The organism is Bacteroides mediterraneensis, from assembly GCF_025993685.1.
In the GTDB taxonomy this organism is placed as follows: Bacteria; Bacteroidota; Bacteroidia; order Bacteroidales; family Bacteroidaceae; genus Phocaeicola; species Phocaeicola mediterraneensis_A.
This window is the reverse complement of record NZ_DAJPEN010000001.1, coordinates 3363771-3382821: the sequence shown is the minus strand read 5'-3', so window position 1 is coordinate 3382821 and position 19051 is coordinate 3363771. Positions and strand designations below refer to the sequence as shown.

The window sequence follows — 19051 nt, the reverse complement described above, 5'->3', positions numbered from 1 at the left end:
AGGTATTTGAACAAAAGTTTAGGGAACACTTTAATTTAATAATATGGAAATAAAACTGAATAGTACGAGTAAATTCCTGGCTGTATGGATAGTCGGAGTTTTCCTTTCCCTGCAAGCCTTTGCACAAGGACTTACTGTGAAAGGAGTAGTGAAGGACAATGCCGGTATGGGTGTCATCGGTGCCAATGTGCTGGTGAAGGGAACTACCGTGGGCACGATTACGGATTTGGATGGTAATTTTACACTGGAAGCTAAAAAAGGTGATGTGATTGTCATTTCTTTTATCGGATATAAGACGCAAGAACTTCCTGCAGAGGCTACCATGAATGTGACGCTTCAGGATGATACGGAAGTGCTGGATGATGTGGTGGTTATCGGTTACGGTTCGGTGAAGAAGAATGACGCCACCGGTTCGGTAACAGCTATCAAGCCGGATGAACTGAGTAAGGGTATTACCACCAATGCACAGGATATGTTGACTGGAAAGGTAGCCGGTGTGAGTGTGATTTCCAATGACGGAACTCCGGGTGGAGGTGCACAGATTCGTATCCGTGGAGGTTCTTCCCTGAATGCCAGCAACGATCCGCTGATTGTGATTGACGGACTGGCCATCGATAACAGCGGTGTCAAGGGTATGTCGAACGGTCTCTCCATGGTGAACCCGGAAGATATTGAGACATTTACAGTGCTGAAAGACGCTTCGGCTACAGCCATCTACGGTTCCCGTGCTTCCAACGGTGTCATCATTATCACTACGAAAAAAGGAAAGAGCGGTCAGGCTCCGAAAGTAAGTTATAACGGCTCGGTTTCCGTATCCACCATTCAGAAGAAATACGATGTGCTGAATGGAGACGAATACCGGGCATACGCCCAGCAGATTTTTGGTGATGAACTGCCGGCGTCGCTGGGTACGGCCAATACCGACTGGCAAGATGAAATCTTCCGCCCGGCCATCAGTACCGACCATCATGTGTCTATCAACGGAGGACTGAAGAATCTTCCATATCGTGTTTCATTGGGATACAGTTATAACAATGGTATTCTGAAGACGTCCAATTTCCAGCGTTTTACCGCATCGGTTAATCTGGCTCCTTCTTTCTTCGACGACCATTTGAAGGTGAATGTAACGGCCAAATACATGAATGGGAAGAACCGGTATGCTGATGCCGGAGCTGCCATTGGAGGTGCACTTTCCATGGATCCTACTCGCCCGGTATATGGCGGTGACAGCATGTATGATGTATTTGGAGGTTATTATCAGAATGCACAGTCTACTTCTGACTTTTCGGATCCGGACTGGCGGTATACGGCGAACAAGAATACGCCGCAGAATCCGGTGGCAGCCTTGGAACAGAAAGACGACAGTGCCAACAGTAACGATTTCGTAGGGAATGTGGAAGTGGATTATAAATTTCATTTCTTGCCCGACCTGCATCTGCATGCCAGCTTGGGTGGTGAATATGCAGACGGTACGCAGACTACCATTTATTCACCCTATTCATTCTCTTACAACTATTATGGGAATACTTCGGCTGTGACCGAATACAAATACAATTTGTCGTATAACGTATATGCGCAATATATCAAGACATTGGGTGCACATACCCTTGACATCATGGCCGGTGGGGAGGAACAGCATTTCCATCGGAATGGGTTTACCATCGGGAATGGAGTGGACCCTTATACCGGAGATATTCATGATGCCGTGTTGAAGGAACAGACGGCGTATGCTACCCGTAATACGTTGGTTTCTTACTTCGGACGTTTGAACTATACGTTGTTAGACCGTTACTTGTTCACCTTCACCATGCGCTGGGATGGTTCTTCCCGTTTTGCTGATGGAAACCGCTGGGGTACTTTCCCCTCTCTGGCTTTGGCTTGGAAGATGAAGGAAGAAAACTTCTTGAAAGACGTCAATTTCCTTTCTGACCTGAAGCTTCGGTTGGGATGGGGTATCACCGGACAGCAGGATGTAAGTTCGGATTTTGCCTACATGCCGCTGTATGTGGTGAGTGATGATTATGCACAGTATCCGTTTGGAGATACATATTATCATACTTCGCGTGCCAATGCCTTCAATACGAACTTGAAGTGGGAGCAGACTACCACTTACAATGCCGGATTGGATTTCGGATTCCTCAACGGACGTATCAGCGGTAATGTGGACGGATATTACCGTGAAACAAACGACTTGCTGAACAGTGTGAAGATTCCGGTGGGTACGAATTTCAATGCACAAATGTTGCAGAATATCGGTTCGTTGAAAAATTACGGTGTGGAATTTGCCTTCAACGTAAAACCGGTAGTTACGAAAGACTTTATGTGGGACGTGACCTATAACTTTACTTGGAACCATAATGAGATTACCAAACTGACAGGTGGGGATGATGCAGATTATTACGTAGAAACAGGTAACAGTATTTCCCGTGGTAACAATACGAAGGTGCAGGTCAACAAGGTGGGTTATGCGGCTAACTCTTTCTATGTGTACCAGCAGGTATATGATGAAAACGGTAATCCGATTGAGAATATGTTTGTCGACCGCAATGGGGATGGCATCATCAACAGCTCTGATAAGTATATCTACAAGAAACCGGCAGCCGATTTCATGATGGGACTTACTTCGAAGATGACTTATAAAGACTGGGATTTCAGTTTCTCCTTGCGCAGCAGTCTGAATAACTATGTGTATTACGACTTCCTGGCTGGGAAAGCGAACGTGAGCAGCTCGGGATTGTTCTCCAATACGGCATACTCGAATACTACCCCCGAAGCCATTGCGCTGGGCTTTACAGGAAAAGGAGATTATTACATGAGCGACTATTTCGTCCGGAATGCCTCTTTCCTGCGTTGTGACAACATTACACTGGGATATTCGTTTAAGAATCTGTTCAAAACTTCGGCTTATAAGGGCATTGGCGGACGTGTGTATGCAACGGCTCAGAATCCGTTTATTATCACCAAGTACAAGGGACTGGATCCGGAAGTGCAGAGTGGCATTGACTCTAATCCTTATCCGCGTGCCTTCACGTTCCTGCTGGGAGTTAATTTACAATTCTAATTTATGAAAACATTAAGACGTATGAAAACTAGCTATTTGAAACATATATTTTCAGCGGCACTGACAGTAGCCGTTTCATTGGGAAATGTATCGTGCATCAATGACTTGGACATCAGTTCCATTGACCCGCAAAGTTCTTCCAGCTTTGACCAGGAGGGGGCTTTTGTCAAGCAGTATGCCTTGCTGGGTCTGACGGGACAGAAAGGTCTGGCGGGTACTCCCGATTTGGATGGACAGGATGAAGGGGAGTCCGGATTCTATCGTACCATCTTTAATTGCCAGGAATTGCCTACCGACGAATGTGTATGGGTATGGCAGGACAATGTGGATATTCCTCAGTTTACCAGCATTGCATGGAATTCTTCCAGCCAGCGGACGGAATGGGTGTATGTGCGTTTGGGATATGACATCACCCAAATGAATTTCTTCTTGGACCAGATTGCCGACAAAACGGATGAAGAATCCCTTCGCCAGCGTGCGGAGGTGCGTTTCTTGCGTGCCTTGCACTATTCTTATTTCCTGGATTTGTTTGGAAAGGCACCTTTCAAGGAACATTTTGATAATGAACTTCCGGTAGAGATAACAGGAAAGGACTTGTATGACTATATCCAGAAAGAATTGGATGAATGTGAAGCGGATATGTTTGACCCGGGGCAGGCTCCTTTCGGACGCGCGGACAAAGCAGCCAACTGGCTGTTGAGAGCCCGTGTTTACTTGAATGCAGAGGTGTATACCGGTACGGCAGATTATGAGAATGCCAAAACGTATGCGGATAAAGTGATCAATAGCGGATATTATGAATTGTGCGATGACTATAAGCTGATGTTCATGGCCGACAATGACCAGAATGAAAAGGCCATGAAGGAAATCATTCTTCCCATTCGTCAGGACGGTATGAAGACCCGAAACTATGGCGGTTCTACTTATTTGATTTGTGGCACGCGTACGGGTGGAATGCCGCACATGGGTACCACGAACGGGTGGTCGTGTCTGATTGCCCGCAATGCGTTGGTGTATAAGTTCTTTGAGGAAGGAAGTGTACCGATGATTCCGGAAGATGTGGAGGTGCCCGGGCAGAGTGACTTTGCCAATGATGAGGCCATAGACGCTTGGGATGCACAGTATGGCGTGCGGACACAGGATATGATTCAGGCAGCGGGTGATGACCGTGCCATGTTCTATTCGGGTGCAGGTGGCGGACGACGGACAATGGATCCGAAATCCATCACCGGTTTTCAGAGTGGGTTGTCTGTCGTGAAATGGCAGAACATCCGTTCGGATGGGGCTTCTACCAGTCATACTGAATATCCGGACACGGATATCCCTTTGTTCCGGTTGGCTGAAGCCTATCTGACCCGTGCGGAAGCTAATTTCCGGCTGAATCAAAAGAGTCTGGCATGGGAAGATATCAAGACCTTACGTGCCAAACGCGGATGCGTCAAGCAGCCTGCCTTGAATGAGATTACCGAGATGTATCTGTTGGATGAATGGTCGCGTGAATTCTATCTGGAAGGGCGTCGCCGCAGTGACTTGGTGCGTTTCGACTGCTTTACCACCGACAAGTATTTGTGGGACTGGAAAGGGGGCGTGAAAGAAGGTAAGTCGGTGAGTGACATTTACAATGTCTATCCGATTCCGGCCACAGACCTGAACAACAACAATAATATGCATCAGAATGAAGGCTATTAATTTATTAGGAGCAAGTAACATGAAAAAGATATTATTTCCCATTTTGTTGTTAGTCGGATGCGGACTTCCGTTGCTTACAGCTTGTAATACGGACCGAGACGACAATCCGACATTGCATGAAGCAGAGACTTTTATGCTGGAGACTCCAGAGGACAATGTGTATGATTTAGGAGAGGGTCGGGATACGGTTGTATTGAATTGTGTGCAGCCTGCTTATGGCTTTACGGCGGCTACGACCTATAGTGTACAGGTTTCACTGAATGAATCTTTTGTGGATGCCACAGAAGAAACCGAAGCTAATTACAAGACTCTCTCGACGACTTATACCTCTACTTCCATTGCATTGAAGCCTGAGGAATTGAATACGGTTGTAGTGGATTTGTGGAAGCAGGCGAACCCGGAGGCAGATGCATATATCGGTGCGGTAACTCCGGTATATTTCCGGCTTGCAGCGGTTATTACCGGTAGTGAACTGGGCAATTCGGTATCGAATGTGGTCAAGGTCAGCCAAGTGAAACTGGGTGAAGTGGTTTCTACGATAGAGCCTCCTGAGGAAATGTATCTGGTAGGCTCCAGTATCGGAACAGCCTGGGGAACGTGGCAACCGATGGTCAGTGTGAACGGGCTGGCTGGAGAGTTCTGGAGTATGGTGTATTTTGATGCGGGCGCAGAGTTCAAGTTCGGTAAGTTTGAACAGGACTGGAATGGTTATTCCAGGATTCATCAGTTTAAGGATAATGCCGGAGCCGGACTGTCTGACAGCGGCGATAATATCAAAGTAAATAAAGGAGGCTGGTACATTGTTTATCTGGTTGCAGAAGTGAGTGGAGAGGATTATCAGTACACCCTGAGTTTTTATAAACCGGATGTATATGTCTTGGGTAATACGGTGGGCGACTGGAATTACAATGAGGCTTATAAGTTCTCGGTACCGGAAGATAAGAACGGCAGCTTTGTTTCCCCGGCTTTGACGGCAACGGGTGAAGTGCGCATGTGTATCAAGGCAGATACAGACTGGTGGCGGCTGGAATTTACACTGAAGGATGGTGCCACCATATTCTATCGTGAAAACAATGCAGTGAATAACGGATGGACGGACTTGGGAGCGGAATACTCTTTGAGTGCCAATCCGGGTCAGAAGATTTCGTTGAACTTTACGGAGGGAACAGGAGCCCTCGACTAGGACTGAATATCTTGATATGAAAATACCCCTGTCACGGAAGATGGTGGCAGGGGTATATTTTTTAGAAGAATGGGAATGTCCCTACGGTTTTATCATTTTTATTCTCTAATCTCTTTCAGCTGAAAATCCTTTCTCCGCAGCACAAAGCTGTTGCTCAGGTATTTCTCGCGGACAATCTTGTTCTCGGCCAGTTCTTCCGGCGTACCCTGGAACAGAATCTTCCCTTCAAACAGCAGATAAGCCCGGTCGGTGATACTCAGCGTTTCCTGTACGTTGTGGTCGGTAATCAGGATGCCGATGTTTTTGTCTTTCAGTTTCCAGACAATGTGCTGGATGTCCTCCACCGCAATCGGATCGACTCCGGCAAACGGTTCGTCGAGCATGATGAATTTCGGGTCGATGGCCAGGCAGCGTGCGATTTCCGTACGGCGGCGTTCTCCTCCGGAAAGTTGGTCGCCCAAGTTCTTGCGGACCTTCTGAAGTCGGAACTCGGCTATCAGGCTTTCCAGTTTCTCTTTCTGGTATTCGGGTGATTTGTTGGTCAGCTCCAATACGGAAGCGATGTTGTCTTCCACACTCATCTTACGGAACACGGAAGCTTCCTGTGCCAGGTAACCGATTCCGTTTTGGGCCCGTTTATATACAGGATAAGAGGTGATATCCTTGTCGTTCAGATAGATATGCCCCTCATTGGGGACAATCAGTCCGGTAGTCATATAGAATGAAGTGGTTTTCCCCGCTCCGTTGGGCCCGAGCAACCCTACAATTTCTCCCTGTTTCACGTTGATGGAAACATGGCTGACTACCGTTCGCTTTCCGTATTTCTTTACCAGGTTTTCGGTACGAAGTACCATTTTCCCGTCTGACGGCAATTCAAATTTTTCGGTAGTATGTGCTTGATTTTCTTGTGCTGCCATTGTCCTTTTGTTAGCTGTTCAGTCGTGCAAAAGTAGTAAAAATCTTGGCTTCTGTGGTCCTTAATTCGAAAATCCTCCTGTCTTTTATCATAATATAGCTAAAAAGCAGTACTTTTGTATCAAATATGATTGTAACAATATGATAAAGCCTGTCACGAATTTTGGAAAATACCTCATGTTGATGGGGCGTGTGTTTTCCCGTCCGGAGCGGTTCCGGATGTATTTAAAGCAATATCGGAATGAAATGGTACAGTTGGGCATCAATTCCATCGGCATTGTGTTGCTGATTTCCTTTTTTATCGGTGCCGTGATTTGTATCCAGATAAAATTGAATATTGAAAGTCCTTGGATGCCACGTTTCGTGGTGGGATATACTACACGTGAGATTTTGCTGTTGGAGTTTTCTTCTTCCATCATGTGTTTGATTCTGGCAGGTAAGGTCGGGTCGAACATTGCTTCCGAAATAGGGACGATGCGTGTGACGCAGCAAATCGATGCTCTTGAGATTATGGGAGTAAATTCTGCTTCCTATCTGATTCTGCCTAAAATTCTGGGATTGATGACCATGATTCCTTTTTTGGTGATTTTCAGTATTTTTGCCGGTATCATTGGCGCGTTCTGTACGGCTTGGTTTGCCGGTATCATGAATGCCACAGATTTGGAATATGGTCTGCAGTATAGTTTTGTGGAGTGGTATATCTGGTGCAGCTTCATTAAATCCTTGTTCTTTGCGTTTATCATTGCCAGTGTGTCAGCTTATTTCGGCTACACGGTGGAAGGCGGTTCCATTGCAGTGGGAAAGGCTAGTACGGATTCGGTAGTATCAAGCAGTGTCCTGATTTTGTTTTCAGATTTAATACTTACACAATTGTTGATGGGATGATACAGTTAAAATCTATATGCAAGTCGTTTGAAGGACGTACAGTCCTTGAAAATATTGATTTTTCGTTCGATAGTGGGAAAACGAACCTGATTATCGGGCAGAGCGGATCTGGTAAGACAGTGCTGATGAAATGTATTGTAGGACTGCTTACCCCGGAATGTGGAGAAATCCTCTATGACGGGCGCAACCTGCTGGAGATGGGGAAGAAAGAAAAGAAAGCTTTGCGGAGGGAAATGGGGATGATTTTTCAAAGTGCGGCTTTGTTTGACTCCTTGTCGGTGCTGGAAAATGTGATGTTTCCGTTGGATATGTTTTCCAATGACACCTATCGGGATCGGGTGAAACGTGCACAGTTCTGTCTGGATCGGGTGAACTTGATGGATGCTCAGTCGAAGTATCCGGGAGAAATCAGCGGAGGTATGCAGAAGCGTGTAGCTATAGCGCGGGCCATTGCCCTCCAGCCTAAATACCTGTTTTGTGATGAACCGAACTCCGGACTTGACCCCAAGACTTCGCTGGTGATTGATGACTTGATTCACAGTATTACTACGGAATATAATATGACTACCATTATCAATACCCATGACATGAATTCTGTGATGGGGATAGGGGATAGTATCTTATATATTTATCAAGGCCACAAGGAGTGGGAAGGCACGAAAGATGAGGTGTTCAATGCCACGAATGAGCGTTTGAATAACTTTATATTTGCTTCCGATTTGTTGCAGAAGGTGAAAAAGGAAGAGAACAGCAAGGCGCAAAAACTTTAGTTTGTGTCTGAAAAATGAAGAGACAAGTATGGGAGGCGGCAGAAGGATAGATACTTTCTGCCGTTTTTTATGGATACGGAGAGGGTTGGAAGACTGAGGCTGGCGAGGGCCGTAAGGGGAGCTGTGAAAGATGTGCTGAGAATTCCGCAAGTGGCTGTATTCGTTGCCCGTAAATATTTTTTAGCTTGTCGGTTTGGTTATTGAAAGATTAAACATTATTTTTGCAACCACTTTTGATTCGAACGAAATAATTAATAATTAAATAAATAAGTCGGAAATGAATATTTCATTGCAAAATGTAGACAATGTAAGTGCTGTACTTACTGTCCAGATTGAAAAAGCTGATTATCAGGAAAAGGTTGAAAAAGCACTGAAAACGCTTCGTCAGAGAGTAAATATGCCGGGATTCCGTAAGGGAATGGTTCCTATGGGATTGATTAAGAAACAGTATGGAACTTCTGTATTGCTGGAAGAAGTAGACAAGCTGTTGCAGGAAAAAGTAGGCGAATATATCCGCGACAATAAAGTAAATATGTTGGGTACTCCGCTGCCGAAGGAAAACAACGCAAACTTCGAAACAGACGAAAACTTCGAATTCTCTTTCGACATCGCTTTGGCTCCTGAATTCAACGTAGAATTGTCTAACAATGATACAATTGACTACTATGACATCAATGTAACGGATGAAATGGTAGACCAGCAGGTGAAGATGTACACTCAGCGTACTGCCAAATATGACAAAGTAGAAGATTATCAGGACAACGACATGCTGAAAGGTCTGTTGGCCGAACTGGACGAAAACGGCAATACAAAAGAAAACGGTCTTCAGGTAGAAGGTGCAGTGATGATGCCTACTTACATGAAGAACGACGAACAGAAAGCTATTTTCAATGGCGCAAAAGTAAATACAGTATTGGTATTCAATCCGTCGGTTGCTTTTGACAACAATGAGGCAGAACTGGCTTCTCTGTTGAAAATCAAGAAAGAAGAAGTGGCTAACTACAAAGGCAACTTCAGCTTCCAGATTGAAGAAATCACTCGTATGATTCCGGGTGACCTGAATCAGGAACTGTTCGATCAGGTTCTGGGTGAAGGAAAAGCTCACAACGAAGAAGAATTCCGTGCTCAGATCAAGGAAGTGATTGCAAAACAGTTTGAATCAGACAGCGATTACAAGTTCCTGCTGGATGTACGTACTTATCTGGCTGGCAAGGTGGGCAAATTGCAGTTTGCTGATGAGCTGATGAAGCGTATCATGTTGGAAAACAACAAGGATAAAGGTGAAGAATTCGTTTCTGAAAACTACGAAAAGAGCTTGGACGAATTGACTTGGCACCTGATTAAGGAAAAATTGGTGGCAGCTAACAACATTAAGGTTGAACAGGCTGATATCACCAATATGGCAAAAGAAGCTACTCGTGCTCAGTTCGCTCAGTACGGCATGATCAATGTGCCTGATGAATTGTTGGAAAACTATTCGAAGGAAATGTTGAAGAAGCGTGAAAGTGTAGAAGCTTTGGTGAACCGTGTCATTGAAGCAAAACTTTCGGAAATTCTGAAAGGTCAGGTAACATTGAATCATAAGGCTGTTTCTGCAGAAGAATTCAACAAAATGTTTCAATAAACCATTTTAGCATTCGGAATTGACTGCTAAAATATTTTAAAAAAGGAGGCTTTTAACGGGACTTCTTCTGTAAGACAGAAGTGTTTTGTACTTTTGTTTCTTTAGAGGAAGGAGGTTAGGAGCCTCTTTTGTTATAATTTAATCTTAGAAATTATGATGGATGATTTTAGAAAATATGCTACCAAGCATCTTGGAATGAACAGTATGGTGCTCGATGACGTCATTAAGTCACAGGCTGGATACTTGAATCCATATATCCTGGAAGAACGTCAGCTGAACGTGACACAGCTGGATGTGTTTTCCCGTCTGATGATGGATCGTATCATTTTTCTGGGTACTCAGATTGATGACTATACAGCCAATACATTGCAAGCACAGCTGTTATACCTGGATTCTGTGGATTCGGGGAAGGATATTTCCATTTACATCAACTCGCCGGGTGGCTCTGTGTATGCCGGTCTGGGCATCTATGATACCATGCAGTTTATCAGCAGTGATGTGGCGACAATCTGTACCGGTATGGCTGCTTCCATGGCAGCCGTGTTGCTGGTGGCAGGTAAAGAAGGTAAACGTTCAGCCTTGACGCACTCGCGCGTGATGATTCACCAGCCGATGGGGGGGGCTCAAGGACAGGCCTCAGATATTGAGATTACAGCTCGTGAGATTCAGAAGTTGAAGAAGGAACTATACACTATTATTGCAGACCATTCTCATACAGACTTTGACAAAGTATGGGCTGATTCTGACCGTGATTACTGGATGACAGCTTCAGAGGCGAAGGAATATGGCATGATTGATGAAGTGCTTTCACGTAAGCCTTCACTGTAATTAAGAGAGATTTAATTCAAAACTAGATAGACTTTGGAAGATAAAAAGACTTCAAGAAACGCTAAAAGACGATGCAGCTTTTGTGGTCGCACGGAGGATGAAGTGGGCTTCCTGATTACGGGAGTCAACGGATGTATTTGCGACAGTTGTGCGGAACAGGCGCATGAAATCGTGAAGGAGGCAATGCACCAGCAAGGTAAAGGAGGTCCTGAATTGAATTTGTCGGAACTTCCCAAACCGAAGGACATCAAGGAGTTCTTGGACCAGTATGTCATCGGGCAAGATGATGCGAAACGTTATCTGGCGGTGGCTGTGTATAACCATTACAAACGTTTGCTTCAGCCGAAGGACAAGAATGAGGTGGAGATTGAAAAATCGAACATCATTATGGTGGGAAGTACGGGTACTGGAAAAACCTTGCTGGCAAGAACCATTGCGAAACTGCTTCATGTGCCGTTTACGATAGTGGATGCTACGGTGCTGACCGAAGCCGGGTATGTGGGAGAGGATATCGAGAGTATTCTGACCCGTTTGCTTCAGGTGGCCGATTACAATGTGGAAGAAGCAGAAAGAGGGATTGTGTTTATTGATGAGATAGATAAGATTGCCCGTAAGGGAGACAATCCGTCGATTACGCGTGATGTAAGTGGTGAGGGAGTTCAGCAGGGCTTGCTGAAATTGTTGGAAGGCTCCGTGGTGAATGTGCCGCCTCAAGGAGGACGCAAGCATCCGGACCAGAAGATGATTCCGGTCAATACCAAGAATATTCTGTTTATTTGTGGGGGAGCTTTTGACGGTATTGAACGGAAAATAGCTCAGCGGTTGAACACCAACGTGGTGGGCTATAGTGCCGCAAAAGAAGCCGTGAAAATAGACCGTGGCAATTTGATGCAGTATATTGCTCCTCAAGACTTGAAATCGTTCGGATTGATTCCGGAAATCATTGGTCGTCTGCCGGTGCTGACTTATTTGAACCCGTTGGACCGTACGGCTTTGCGTAATATTCTTACAGAACCAAAGAACTCAATTATCAAACAGTATGTCAAGTTGTTTGAGATGGATGGCGTAAAGCTGGAGTTCGAACCGGATGTGTTTGAATATATTGTAGACAAGGCCATAGAGTATAAACTGGGAGCTCGTGGGTTACGCTCTATCGTGGAGACTATTATGAACGATGTCATGTTCGAAATACCCTCACAGCATGTGGACCGTTTTGTGGTGACATTGGATTATGCCAAGCAACAGATGGGAAAAGCTAACATTTCCCGTTTGCAAATGGCATAAAAAGAGAAGTTTTTAGTGAGAAAAAAAGAATTTCCGATGAAATATTCACTGAAATATTTGTGTAATATGAAAAGTTGTTTATAACTTTGTTACATACGGAGACAATATTTTTACAATCAACAAACATCTAAATCCAAAGGACAATGGCGGAAAATATCAGTTTATCAGCAGCACTCAAAAAGTATTTTGGATTCGATACTTTTAAGGGGAACCAAGAGGCGATTATTCGGAACTTATTATCTGGGAAGGATACATTTGTATTAATGCCTACGGGAGGGGGAAAGTCTTTATGCTATCAGCTTCCTTCTTTGCTGATGGATGGAACTGCTATCGTGATTTCACCGCTGATTGCCCTGATGAAGAATCAGGTGGATGCCATGCGTAATTTTAGTGAAGAGGATGGAATTGCCCATTTTATCAATTCTTCGCTGACCAAATCGGCTACTGACCAGGTTAAATCGGATATCTTGGCTGGAAAAACAAAACTGCTTTACGTGGCACCTGAATCTTTGACAAAGGAAGAGAATGTGGACTTCCTGAAGCATGTGAAGATTTCATTTTATGCGGTGGATGAAGCGCATTGCATTTCGGAATGGGGACATGATTTCCGTCCGGAATATCGTAGGATTCGTCCGATTATTAACGAAATAGGAAAAGCTCCGGTAATCGCTTTGACTGCAACGGCTACTCCAAAGGTGAAAATGGATATCCAGAAGAATCTGGGGATGACTGATGCCGTAGAGTTCAAATCTTCCTTCAATCGTCCGAACCTGTACTATGAGGTACGTGCCAAGACGGCGAATGTGGACAAGGATATCATTAAATTCATTAAACAGAATGAAGGGAAGTCGGGTATTATTTATTGCTTGAGCCGGAAGAAGGTGGAAGAGCTGACCGAGATACTGCAGGCAAACGGTATTAAGGCGCGTGCTTATCATGCTGGAATGGACTCTGCAACCCGTAATGCGAATCAGGATGCTTTTTTGAAAGAAGATATTGATGTGATTGTAGCCACGATTGCTTTCGGAATGGGAATAGATAAACCGGATGTGCGCTTTGTGATTCATTATGACGTGCCGAAGAGTCTGGAAGGTTATTATCAGGAAACTGGACGTGCCGGACGCGACGGAGGTGAAGGACAATGCATCACGTTCTATTCGAACAAGGATTTGCAGAAACTGGAAAAGTTTATGCAGGGAAAGCCTATTTCGGAACAGGAAATCGGACGTCAGTTGTTGCAGGAAACAGCGGCATACGCTGAATCTTCAGTGTGTAGGAGGAAAATATTGTTGCATTATTTTGGTGAAGAATATACGGAAGATAATTGTGGTAATTGTGATAACTGTTTAAATCCAAAGAAACAAGTGGAGGCTCAGGATTCATTGTGTGCAGTGATTGAAGCGATCATTGCAGTTAAAGAGAACTTTAAGCAAGATTATATAATTGATATATTGTTGGGTAAGGAAACTTCCGAAGTGCTTGCGCACAAGCATGAGGATCTGGAAGTTTTCGGCTCTGGAATGGGAGAGGAAGAACGATTGTGGAATGCAGTCATTCGTCAGGCACTCATTGCAGGTTACTTGGCAAAAGATGTGGAAAACTATGGCTTGTTGAAGGTGACACCGGAAGGGCATAAGTTCTTGAAAAAGCCAAAGTCATTTAAGATAGTAGAGGATGCAGACTTTGATGAGGAGGAAGTAGACGAAACTCCGATGCGGAGTGGGGCTTCTTGTGCAGTCGATCCGGTATTGTATTCCATGCTGAAAGATTTGCGTAAGAAAATGTCGAAGAAACTGGATGTTCCTCCATACGTGATATTCCAGGATCCTTCTCTTGAAGCAATGGCTACGATTTATCCGGTGACTCTGGAAGAACTGCAGAACATTCCGGGAGTCGGAGCTGGAAAGGCAAAGCGTTATGGTCAGGAATTCTGTGAACTGATTAAAAAGCATTGTGACGAAAATGAAATCGATCGTCCGGAAGATTTGAGAGTACGTACGGTAGCCAACAAGTCAAAGCTGAAGGTTTCCATCATTCAGAGCATCGACCGTAAGGTAGCGTTGGATGACATTGCAGTGGCTAAAGGAATCGAATTCAGCGAACTGTTGGACGAGATTGAAGCCATCGTATATTCAGGTACCAAACTGAATATCGATTATTTCCTGGAGGAAATCATGGACGAAGACCACATGCAGGATATTTATGATTATTTCAAGGAATCGACCACAGACAAGATTGATGATGCCATGGATGAATTAGGCGATGACTATACGGAAGATGAAATCCGTTTGGTGCGTATCAAGTTTATCTCAGAAATGGCCAATTGATTTTAGGTGCAGGATTCTTTTGGATATTTGCTGTCGGCCGGTGTGTAACATTTCACACCGGCCGATTGTTTTTACAGACGAAAGTTTCCTTTTTAAAAAGATGTTAACCAACCGTTTTATTCTGAATAAAATTCGTATATTTGCACGCAATAAAATCTAAAGCATAAAGCCCTATGTCATTTATTGCAGATAAAGTTGTAATGGACGGATTAACTTACGATGATGTATTGTTGATTCCGGCCTATTCTGAAGTATTACCTAAAACAGTCGAACTCACGACTAAGTTTTCACGCAACATTGAGTTGAAAATTCCGTTTGTAACTGCAGCCATGGATACAGTTACCGAAGCACAGATGGCAATTGCGATTGCCCGTGAAGGCGGTATCGGTGTAATCCATAAGAACATGTCCATTCAGGAACAGGCTCGTCAGGTAGCTATCGTAAAGCGTGCTGAAAATGGAATGATTTACGACCCTGTAACCATAAAAAGAGGTTCAGTCGTAAAGGATGCACTTGATTTGATGGCTGAATACAAGATTGGAGGTATTCCTGTGGTGGATGATGAAAATTACCTGGTAGGTATCGTGACAAACCGCGATCTGCGTTTTGAAAAGGATATGAACAAGCGTATCGATGAGGTGATGACAAAAGAAAATATCGTGACTACAGAACCTGGAACAGACATGGAAACTGCTTCTAAGATTCTGCAGGAAAATAAGATTGAGAAACTTCCGGTGGTAGATAAAGACGGTAAGTTGATCGGTTTGATTACTTATAAGGATATTACCAAGGCAAAAGATAAACCGATGGCTTGCAAGGACTCTAAAGGACGTTTGCGTGTGGCTGCCGGTGTCGGTGTGACGAACGATACCTTCGACCGTATTGAGGCGTTGGTGAATGCCGGAGCAGATGCCATTGTCATCGATACGGCTCATGGCCATTCCATGTATGTCATTGAAAAATTAAGAGAGGCCAAGAAGCGCTTCCCAAATATTGATATTGTGGTAGGTAATGTGGCTACAGGTGAAGCAGCCAAGATGCTGGTAGAAGCGGGTGCTGATGCCGTGAAAGTGGGTATCGGTCCGGGTTCTATCTGTACGACTCGTGTGGTAGCCGGTGTAGGTGTTCCTCAGCTGACAGCTGTGTACGATGTCGCTAAAGCTTTGGAAGGAACGGGTGTTCCTTTGATTGCAGATGGTGGTTTGCGCTATTCTGGTGATGTGGTAAAAGCTTTGGCTGCCGGTGGTTATAGCGTAATGATTGGTTCTTTGGTTGCTGGTACGGAAGAATCTCCGGGCGACACAATTATCTTCAATGGCCGTAAGTTCAAATCCTATCGTGGTATGGGTTCTTTGGAAGCTATGGAAAATGGTTCAAAAGACCGTTACTTCCAGAGTGGAACTACCGATGTGAAGAAGCTGGTTCCGGAAGGTATTGCTGCGCGTGTGCCTTACAAAGGTTCTTTGTATGAGGTAATCTATCAGCTGGTAGGTGGTCTGCGTGCCGGTATGGGTTATTGCGGGGCACACAACATCATGGAACTGCATAATGCTAAGTTCACTCGCATCACTAATGCCGGAGTGCTGGAAAGCCATCCGCATGACGTCTCTATTACGAGTGAAGCGCCGAACTATAGCCGTCCTCAGTAATAAAAATAGTCTTTGACTTTATTTATATTATAGATAATCATTCTAAACGTCAGGTAAGTTTGTTCAATGCGAACTTGCCTGACGGCTGGAATGATTTTTTTGTTTGATGAAATTTTTAAGGTTAGCCATGTGTCGACTCGTATTATTATGCTTGTATCTGATGTGTGTGGGAGTGACTTCTTATGCGGAGGAGCGGGAAGTTGTGTTCCGGATTGACGGAGAAGCGACTTCTGTGGAGGAGTTTGCCCATTATTACGCGCGGATACATGCGGTGAATGGTATTTCAACCGAGCATTTTTTGCCGCATTTCTTGTATTATAAGCTGAAAGTGGCCGATGCCAAAAAACAAGGATGGGATACGTTGCCCGATTTCCGTTTGCAGTGCAGTGTCCTGCAAAATGAAATGGGTAGAGAGAGAGAGTCGCACGGGCTGAAATCTGTTCCCATGAAGTGGGTGAAATTTCGTCAGATATCCATTCTGTTGCCGCAGCATGTGTCGGCAGTACAGGAACGTCAGGCAAGGCAGCGCATGGATTCAGTCTATACGGCCTTGAAAGCAGGAGCCGATTTTGAAACCTTGGCACGCAATTATTCTTCAGAGGCCAGTGCTTCTTCTCCTTATGCAGATGGAGAGTGGATTCCTGAGATTTGTCTGGTAAAAGAATTTTCGGAGCAGTTGGGCACTCTGAAAAAGAATGACTTTTCTGCACCATTTTTTTCTCCGTTAGGCATTCATGTGGTTTGTCTGCTGGATTGTAAGCAAGAAGACTATCCTGCATCTAAGACTGATGTAGCCAATATTCCGAAAGAAGAGTCGGAACCTGATAGTATCGAGTGGAAACAAATCACAGAAGGGTTGTTGGCAGCCTATTGGGACAAGCGTCATGTGGGGGCTTCTTCAGGCAATGTCGGCAATAAAGAGTTGGAGGATTATTTTGAGGCTCATAAAAAGGAATATGCATGGGACCTTCCTCATTTTAAAGGTGGTGTAGTGTATTGCTTGAATAAAAAGGCCGCTTCTAAACTGAAGAAGAAGTTGAAGAAACTTCCCTTGAATGAATGGAAGGAGAAGATTGATGCCTTCTCGAAGGAGGATGCAAGTCTGAAAGCAGAGGTAGAGACCGGATTGTTTCAGATAGGAAGTAATCCTTATGTCGATAAGCTGGCATTTAAGTGCGGACATTTTACGCCTCGTACGGATTTGCCTTATACGTTTGTCTTGGGGAAACGTTTGAAGAAAGGGCCGGAAGACTTTACGGATGTACGTAGTGAAGTGCAGCGTGATTATCGTTTGTCAATGGAAAAATCCCGGTTGGAAGAATTGCAGCAACGTTTCAGAATTGAAATAAACCAAGACATTTTAAAAACCGTTAATTGTAGCGGAAAAAAGTAATTAATGCCGTATCTTCGTCCTTTGTAATGTAATGGACCAAACAAATCAAATAGACAGAAAATGAATAAATTGATTATGACTGGCGTCTTGGCTTTCTTATTTGCCTTGACTGGAACAGTTCCCACGATGGCACAAGATAACGTGATTGACGAAGTGGTGTGGGTTGTCGGCGATGAAGCCATTCTTAAATCGGATGTAGAAAATGAACGTTTGAATGCCCAGTATGAAGGACGTCGTTTTGATGGTGACCCTTATTGCGTGATACCGGAAGAACTGGCCGTGCAGAAACTGTTCCTTCATCAGGCAGAGATAGATAGTATCGAAGTCAGTGACCAGGAAGTACTTCAGCAAGTGGAGTCACGAATTGCTTGGCTTACCGAACAGATTGGTTCAAAGGAAAAACTGGAGGAATATTATAACAAGACTTCTACTCAGATTCGGGAGATGCTGCGTGAGAATATCCGCGACGGACTGACCGTGCAGGAGATGCAGAAAAAGATTGTGGGAGACATCAAGCTGACTCCGGCGGAAGTGAGAAACTATTTCAGCCGTTTGCCGCAGGATAGTATTCCGTTTGTCCCGACCCAGGTAGAGGTGCAGATTATTACGCGTGAACCTAAGATCAAGGAGGAAGAAATAGAACGGGTAAAGAAGGAATTGCGTGATTTTACGGATCGTATCAATAAGGGAGAGACAACTTTCTCTACCTTGGCACGTATGTATTCCGAAGATCCGGGTTCTGCCCGTCGAGGAGGTGAATATGGCTTTACAGGGCGTGGAGAGCTGACTCCGGAATTTGCCAATGTGGTATTCAACCTGACAGACCCCAAGAAAATTTCGAAAGTATTCCAGACAGAATATGGTTATCACATTGCCCAGCTGATTGAAAAACGTGGTGACCGCGTGAGCTACCGTCATATCTTGATTAAGCCCCGTGTGGATGAAAAGGAAATTGAAGCAGAACTGAATAAACTGGATACCTTGGCAAATGACATCCGTAAAGGAAAAGTGACGTTTGATGAGGCTGCTATATGGGTATCTCAGGATAAGGATACACGTAACAACCACGGTTTGCTGGCCAACCCTCAGACTTCTACTTCCCGTTTCGAGATGCAGCAGCTGGCCGGATTGGTTTCACAGGAAGTGGCCAAAACCGTAGAAGGTATGCAGATTGGAGAGGTTTCTCAGCCGTTTACCATGATCAATGCCAAAGGTAAGGAAGTGTGTGCTATCGTCAAGTTGAAAAACCGTATTGATGGACACAAAGCCACAATTTCGGAAGACTATCAGCGTCTGAAAGATATTGTAACTGCCAACCGTAGTGAAGAAAAACTGCAGAAGTGGATTGTAGAGAAACAGAAAAATACATACGTACGAATCAATCCGTCTTGGCGTAAATGTGATTTTAAATATCCGGGATGGATTAAACAGTGATGAGACTAC

General features: G+C 44.6%; 13 protein-coding genes. 12 read left to right on the top strand and 1 reads right to left on the bottom strand.

All coding sequences use genetic code 11. From position 1 onward, the window contains the following. Positions 1 to 43 precede the first annotated feature (43 nt). Genes OIM59_RS14465 through OIM59_RS14455 form a run of 3 tightly spaced genes read left to right on the top strand, consistent with a single transcriptional unit; the run spans position 44 to position 5933 of the window. The gene (locus OIM59_RS14465) at positions 44 to 3061 is read left to right on the top strand and encodes a TonB-dependent receptor (protein ID WP_303897408.1); all 3018 of its coding nucleotides are present in this window, start codon (positions 44 to 46) and stop codon (positions 3059 to 3061) included. Positions 3062 to 3082: 21 nt separating this feature from the next. Further along, on the top strand, positions 3083 to 4750 hold the full coding sequence (susD, locus tag OIM59_RS14460) for a starch-binding outer membrane lipoprotein SusD (RefSeq protein ID WP_299172477.1): 1668 nt from the start codon (positions 3083 to 3085) through the stop codon (positions 4748 to 4750). A 19-nt stretch (positions 4751 to 4769) separates the two neighbouring features. Continuing rightward, complete coding sequence (locus OIM59_RS14455; protein WP_299172474.1) at positions 4770 to 5933, top strand: SusF/SusE family outer membrane protein; 1164 nt, start codon at positions 4770 to 4772, stop codon at positions 5931 to 5933. A gap of 98 nt (positions 5934 to 6031) precedes the next feature. Here OIM59_RS14455 and lptB read toward each other — a convergent pair whose 3' ends face one another. Continuing rightward, complete coding sequence (gene lptB, locus OIM59_RS14450; RefSeq protein ID WP_299172471.1) at positions 6032 to 6850, bottom strand: LPS export ABC transporter ATP-binding protein; 819 nt, start codon at positions 6848 to 6850, stop codon at positions 6032 to 6034. Between the two features lie 139 nt (positions 6851 to 6989). Between lptB and OIM59_RS14445 the strand changes: the two genes are divergently transcribed. The 9 genes from OIM59_RS14445 to OIM59_RS14405 all read left to right on the top strand — a co-directional run bounded on the left by OIM59_RS14445 (position 6990) and on the right by OIM59_RS14405 (position 19042). Further along, positions 6990 to 7733, top strand: a complete 744-nt coding sequence (locus OIM59_RS14445; protein ID WP_299172468.1) for an ABC transporter permease — start codon at positions 6990 to 6992, stop codon at positions 7731 to 7733. Continuing rightward, positions 7730 to 8503: an ABC transporter ATP-binding protein gene (locus OIM59_RS14440; protein ID WP_299172466.1), complete on the top strand. Its 774-nt coding sequence runs from the start codon at positions 7730 to 7732 to the stop codon at positions 8501 to 8503. Before OIM59_RS14445 ends, OIM59_RS14440 begins: the two co-directional genes overlap by 4 nt. A gap of 277 nt (positions 8504 to 8780) precedes the next feature. After that, entirely contained in the window at positions 8781 to 10127 is a 1347-nt protein-coding gene (tig, locus tag OIM59_RS14435; protein WP_299172463.1) for a trigger factor, read from the top strand. Positions 10128 to 10283: 156 nt separating this feature from the next. Then, the gene (clpP, locus tag OIM59_RS14430; protein WP_022053439.1) at positions 10284 to 10955 is read left to right on the top strand and encodes an ATP-dependent Clp endopeptidase proteolytic subunit ClpP; all 672 of its coding nucleotides are present in this window, start codon (positions 10284 to 10286) and stop codon (positions 10953 to 10955) included. 33 nt (positions 10956 to 10988) lie between these two features. Beyond that, a complete protein-coding gene (gene clpX, locus OIM59_RS14425; protein WP_299172458.1) occupies positions 10989 to 12239 on the top strand; it encodes an ATP-dependent Clp protease ATP-binding subunit ClpX in 1251 nt (416 codons plus the stop codon). 143 nt (positions 12240 to 12382) lie between these two features. Further along, positions 12383 to 14566, top strand: coding sequence for a DNA helicase RecQ (recQ, locus tag OIM59_RS14420; protein WP_299172456.1), 2184 nt, complete (start codon positions 12383 to 12385; stop codon positions 14564 to 14566). A gap of 173 nt (positions 14567 to 14739) precedes the next feature. Then, positions 14740 to 16215 carry an IMP dehydrogenase gene (gene guaB / locus OIM59_RS14415; RefSeq protein WP_299172453.1) on the top strand — a complete coding sequence of 492 codons (1476 nt, stop codon included), beginning with the start codon at positions 14740 to 14742 and terminating at the stop codon, positions 16213 to 16215. Positions 16216 to 16342: 127 nt separating this feature from the next. Next, complete coding sequence (locus OIM59_RS14410; RefSeq protein WP_299172450.1) at positions 16343 to 17608, top strand: peptidylprolyl isomerase; 1266 nt, start codon at positions 16343 to 16345, stop codon at positions 17606 to 17608. 75 nt (positions 17609 to 17683) lie between these two features. Beyond that, positions 17684 to 19042, top strand: coding sequence for a peptidylprolyl isomerase (locus OIM59_RS14405; protein ID WP_299172520.1), 1359 nt, complete (start codon positions 17684 to 17686; stop codon positions 19040 to 19042). The last annotated feature ends 9 nt before the right edge of the window (positions 19043 to 19051 follow it).